General features: G+C 72.9%; 6 protein-coding genes. 4 read left to right on the top strand and 2 right to left on the bottom strand.

The window, feature by feature from the left end:
- Positions 1-151, bottom strand: a 151-nt coding sequence (locus PSH25_RS21160; RefSeq protein WP_238660739.1) for a DUF4439 domain-containing protein, incomplete at its 3' end; no start/stop codon positions are given.
- Positions 148-675 carry a hypothetical protein gene (locus PSH25_RS21165; protein WP_238660734.1) on the bottom strand — a complete coding sequence of 176 codons (528 nt, stop codon included), beginning with the start codon at positions 673-675 and terminating at the stop codon, positions 148-150. The genes PSH25_RS21160 and PSH25_RS21165, both read right to left, overlap by 4 nt.
- A 154-nt stretch (positions 676-829) precedes the next feature.
- On the opposite strand from PSH25_RS21165, the gene rimP reads away from it, so the two are divergent.
- From rimP to PSH25_RS21185, 4 genes are all read left to right on the top strand, one after another.
- A complete protein-coding gene (rimP, locus tag PSH25_RS21170) occupies positions 830-1,519 on the top strand; it encodes a ribosome maturation factor RimP (protein WP_238660735.1) in 690 nt (229 codons plus the stop codon).
- Entirely contained in the window at positions 1,516-2,559 is a 1,044-nt protein-coding gene (gene nusA / locus PSH25_RS21175) for a transcription termination factor NusA (RefSeq protein WP_238660736.1), read from the top strand. The genes rimP and nusA overlap by 4 nt, the downstream gene beginning before the upstream one ends.
- Positions 2,560-2,575: 16 nt before the next feature.
- Entirely contained in the window at positions 2,576-2,908 is a 333-nt protein-coding gene (locus PSH25_RS21180) for a YlxR family protein (RefSeq protein WP_238660737.1), read from the top strand.
- A gap of 93 nt (positions 2,909-3,001) precedes the next feature.
- The coding region (locus PSH25_RS21185) for a translation initiation factor IF-2 N-terminal domain-containing protein (RefSeq protein ID WP_238660738.1) at positions 3,002-3,306 on the top strand (305 nt) is incomplete at its 3' end.

The following is a 3,306-nucleotide window of genomic DNA, read 5'->3' on the forward strand; positions in this document are numbered from 1 at the left end:
CACGTCGGCGGCGGTGCGCGGCCTCCGCCTGGCGTGCCGCGTCCCGCGCCGCGCCGCTGAGCCGGACGCCGATCCGTCCGTAGGCGTAGATGGCCGCGTACTCGGCGGACAGGGCGGCGGCGAGCGCCTCCCCGGCGGACGGTTGCCTCACTTCAGTGCCTCCTGGTGGGTGGCCCGGGCGGCGACGATCGAGCCGAGCAGTGCCGCCCGCTCGGCGGGGGCGGCGGCGCAGGCGGCGGTGGCGGACCGCTGGGCGGTCTTCTCCAGCGCCCGCAGGGCGGCGCGTGCGCCGTCCGGGTCGGCCGCCGGGGCGGTGGTCGGGGCGGGGGAGGCCGCCGACGGCAGGGTCACACCGATGACCCGGGCCAGCTCGGTGGCGTGCGCGGTGTGCGTCTCGGCGATCGGGTTGAGCCGGTCGGCGAGCTCGGGATGGGCGGTCACGCTCGCCCGGTACGCGGCGGCCAGCGCGAGCGACTCGTCCATCATCGGCCGCAGCGGGTCGGGCGTTGGGGTTGGTTGGTCGTCGCGGTCGAAAAGATCACAGCCGGTCAGTGGCGTCACGGCGGCGCCGAGCACCAGCAGCGCCCCGGTACTCAGGAGCTTTCGCCGGGAATGTCCGGATGCTTGGTCGCGCTGTGTCGTTCTGCCGATCCCCACCGGCCAAGTCAACACCATCCGCGCCGCTGCGGGGGGCACCGGCGTCGGTGCGCCGCCCGGTCCGCCGCCGGGCAGGCGCGTTACGCTCTGCGCAACCACCGGCGTGTCCACTCCGGTGGCGTGCCGGCATGGCGGGACGACCGCCACCGTCGACCAGGGAGAGGGTGCGGAGATGACGCAGCGTGGCCGTGCCACCAGGCCGACGGGTCGACCCCGCGGTGCCGCGGGTCCCCGCGGCGGTGACCTCGCCGCGCGGCGGGACCGACTGCGGGCCGTCATCGAACCGGTGGTCAACGGCGCCGGTTACGACCTGGAGGACCTTTCGGTCTCCCGGGCCGGCCGCCGGCACGTGGTACGGGTGATGGTGGACACCGACGGCGGGATCGACCTGGACGCCGTCGCGGACGTCTCCCGCGCGGTCTCGGCCGCGCTGGACGCCGCGGAGGAGACCGGTGGCGACATCGTCGCCGGCGAGTACCAGCTGGAAGTCAGCTCGCCCGGCGTCGACCGGCCCCTCACCCTGCCCCGCCACTGGCGCCGCAACGTGGGCCGACTGGTCAAGGTCACCGTCCGGGGCGCGACCGCGCTGCCCGGCCAGCGGGGCGAGCAGCCCGCCGGTGACCGTCAGCTGACCGGTCGGGTGGTCGCGGCCGACGACGAGGGCGTGCACCTGGAGACCGACGACGGCCGCGCCGCCCTGGCGTACGCCCAGCTGGGCCCCGGCCGCGTGCAGGTCGAGTTCACCCGGCTCGCCGAGCTCGGCGGGCCGGACGACGAGTTCGACGACGCGGATGATTCCGACGAGATCGACGATTCAGACGACATCGACGACGAAGATGATGTGGAGGACGAGGAGAGGTGAACATCGACCTCGCGGCGCTGCGCGCACTCGAGCGCGAGCGGGAGATCCCGTTCGACACGATTCTCGCGGCGATCGAGACCGCGTTGCTGACCGCCTACCGGCACACCGACGGTGCCGAACCGCACGCCCGGGTGGAGATCGACCGCAAGTCGGGCGCCGCCCTGGTGTACGCGCAGGAGATGGACGCCGACGGCAGCCTGGTGCGGGAGTGGGACGACACCCCGCACGACTTCGGCCGGATCGCCGCCATGACCGCCAAGCAGGTGATCCTCCAGCGGTTGCGCGAGGCCACCGACGAGGTGCACTTCGGTGAGTACGTGGGCCGCGAGGGTGACCTCGTGACCGGCGTGGTGCAGGCGCACGAGACGCGTACCGAGAAGGGCATCGTCAGCGTCGACCTGGGCAAGCTGGAGGGCGTGCTGCCGCAGTCCGAGCAGGTGCCCGGCGAGCGGTACGCGCACGGCGAGCGGGTCCGCTGCGTCGTGGTGCACGTGGCCAAGGGCATGCGCGGGCCGCAGATCACCCTGTCCCGGTCGCACCCGGCTCTGGTCAAGAAGCTGTTCGCCCTGGAGGTGCCGGAGATCGCCGACGGCACCGTGGAGATCGGCGCGATCGCCCGTGAGGCGGGCCATCGCACGAAGATCGCCGTCCGCTCCACCACCCCCGGGGTGAACGCCAAGGGCGCCTGCATCGGCCCGATGGGTCAGCGGGTGCGTGCCGTGATGAGCGAACTGCACGGTGAGAAGATCGACATCATCGACTGGTCGGACGACCCGGGCACCTTCGTCGGCAACGCGTTGTCGCCGGCCAAGGCGCTGCGGGTCGAGGTGGTCGACCTGGCCAACCGGGCCGCCCGGGTGACCGTTCCCGACTTCCAGCTCTCGCTGGCGATCGGTCGGGAGGGGCAGAATGCCCGACTCGCGGCCCGATTGACCGGTTGGCGGATCGACATTCGTTCCGATGCGGAGCAGGCGGCGCCGGCCGCGCGTGGGGTAACTGATCACGTGCGGGAGCCGGGCGGCGCGATCTCGGGGAGCTAGGGGTAGACTTCCTCCAGTGGTACGACGCGCGCAGCCGGAGCGCACCTGTGTGGGTTGCCGGCAACGTGCGCCGGCCAGCGAATTGCTGCGGATCGTCGCGGTCAGGGACGAGGCTGGTCACAGCCTCCGGCCTGATCCGCTCCGCAGGCTGCCGGGTCGGGGAGCGAACATGCACCCGGATCCGGCCTGCTTCGCGCTGGCGGTGCGGCGCCGCGCCTTCGGGCGTGCGCTGCGCAGCACCGAGGTCCTCGACCACGGTGCGCTGGCGGAGCACGTCGATGCGCCAACCACTACGTCCGGTCAGCCCGACCGGGCGAGGGTCGCTAGCAGGGTAGGACGACCGACATGAGCACACGATGAAGTCCCTGAAATGACCAGGCTTCAAGTGCACGAGTGAGGTCGCTGCGGGTGCTGCCCGCACGACCTCGGAGTGAGGAGTGCAGTGGCAGGCAAGGCCCGCGTACACGAGCTTGCAAAAGAGCTCGGGGTCGAGAGTAAGACCGTTCTCGCCAAGCTGAAGGAAATGGGCGAGTTCGTGAAGTCCGCGTCCAGCACCGTCGAGGCGCCCGTCGCCCGGCGGCTGCGTAACGCATTCGTCGCGTCCGCCGGAGCCCCGGCTCCGGCCGCCCCGTCGGCGCCCGCGTCGACGCCGGCTTCAAACCCGACCCCGACGCCAACCCCGGCCCCGGGCGCGCCCCGGGTCTCGGCCAAGCCGATGCCGCCTCGGCGGCCGGCCGCGCCGGCACC

Source organism: Micromonospora foliorum (genome assembly GCF_022229015.1).
GTDB lineage: Bacteria > Actinomycetota > Actinomycetes > Mycobacteriales > Micromonosporaceae > Micromonospora > Micromonospora foliorum.